The 1,401-nt window shown below is 65.2% G+C and carries 2 protein-coding genes; both read left to right on the top strand.

What is annotated here, in order from left to right; all coding sequences use genetic code 11:
• On the top strand, window positions 1-539 hold a 539-nt coding region (locus tag KSY82_RS10160), incomplete at its 5' end, for a helix-turn-helix domain-containing protein (RefSeq protein WP_368042063.1).
• Window positions 506-1,401 (top strand): IS3 family transposase (locus KSY82_RS10155; protein ID WP_217751120.1); only part of this gene is annotated, 896 nt, incomplete at its 3' end. The genes KSY82_RS10160 and KSY82_RS10155, both read left to right, overlap by 34 nt.

Here is a 1,401-nt window from a genome sequence, read left to right as displayed (position 1 = left end):
TGAACTGCCTCCCATTTCTTGGACATGAGAAATGGGAGGCTTTCTTTATGCGCGTTGATTTGAGGGTGAAGCATGATGTCGAGGCCAGGAAGGCGGCCATAGGGCTCTTCGAGCTCGGGCACGGGTATAAATCTGCCGCGATTGCCCTTTCGCTTCCCGCGGAAGCCGTGAGAAGATGGCAGGAGATATACCGCGCGTTCGGGAGCGAGGTGCTGCTGCGCATGGACGGAAAGCAGGGCAGGTACACATACGAGCAGAAGGTCGCCGCCGCCTCCGCCGTCGTCGACGGCGGCATGACGAAGACCGAGGCGATGGCGGCGTTCGGCATAATGTCGATGTCGCCGCTCAAGAAGTGGTGCGCGCTATACCGCGAGGGCGGCGCGGAGGCCCTGCGCCCGAGGCCCAAGGGCCGGCCGAGCGGTTCCAGGGCGAGGCCGCGGACCCGCGAGGAGGAGCTCGAGGAGCGGTGCCGTAGGCTCGAGGCCGAGGTGGCCTACCTAAAAAAATTACGCGCCCTGGTCGAGAGGGACGGGCTCTGACCAGGGCGAAGGCCGAAGCGGTCGCGGCCCTGCGCGCCGAGGGGCACGCGCTCGGGCACCTGCTCGCATGCGCCGAGCTCAAGCGGTCGACCTACTACTACGCCCTCGCGCACCCGCCGAGGCCCACGCGCGCCGAGCTCTGGGAGGCGGCCGCCGAGATCTTCTCGCGCACCGCCAACGGCTGCGGGCACCGGCAGATAGCGATGTGCCTCAGGGCGGAAGAGGGGGCCGTGATAGCCGACAAGACCGTGCTCAAGATGATGCGCGAGATGGGGATTCGCTGCGGCATCAGACGCGAGACGGCCTACCACAGGTACAACTCGTACAAGGGCGTCGTCGGCAGGACGTTCGAGAACGTGATCGCGAGGGATTTCGACGCCGGGGCCCCGTGGCAGAAGCTGGGGACGGACGTCACCGAGTTCAAGGTGGCTGGCGGTAAGGCCTACTGGGCCCCGACGCTGGACTTCTGCACCAAGGAGATCGTGGCGAGCGACATATCGACCACGCCCGACATGGCCCAGCAGGCGAGGATGCTCGACGAGCTGCTGTCCAAGATCCCCGAGGGCGCCGCCCCGACCATGCACTCGGACCGGGGCTGGCAGTACCAGCACGCCTCATACACATCCAGGCTCGAGGCCGCCGGTATCGTCCAGAGCATGTCCAGGAAGGCGAACTGCATCGACAATGCCGCCACCGAGCAGCTCTTCGGCCACGTCAAGGACGAGTTCTACAGGGGCCGCGAGTGGAAGACGTTCGAGGATTTCAAACGCGACCTGGAGGAATACATAGTCCACTGGAACACGAGCCGGAGGCAGGTAAGATTGAAGGGCCTGACCCCGGAGGAGTACCGGAATCAGGCCCT

Source organism: Collinsella aerofaciens (assembly GCF_019131995.1).
Classification (GTDB): domain Bacteria; phylum Actinomycetota; class Coriobacteriia; order Coriobacteriales; family Coriobacteriaceae; genus Collinsella; species Collinsella aerofaciens_S.
Note: the sequence above shows the minus strand (reverse complement) of the source record. Positions and strands in the feature narration are given on the sequence as shown.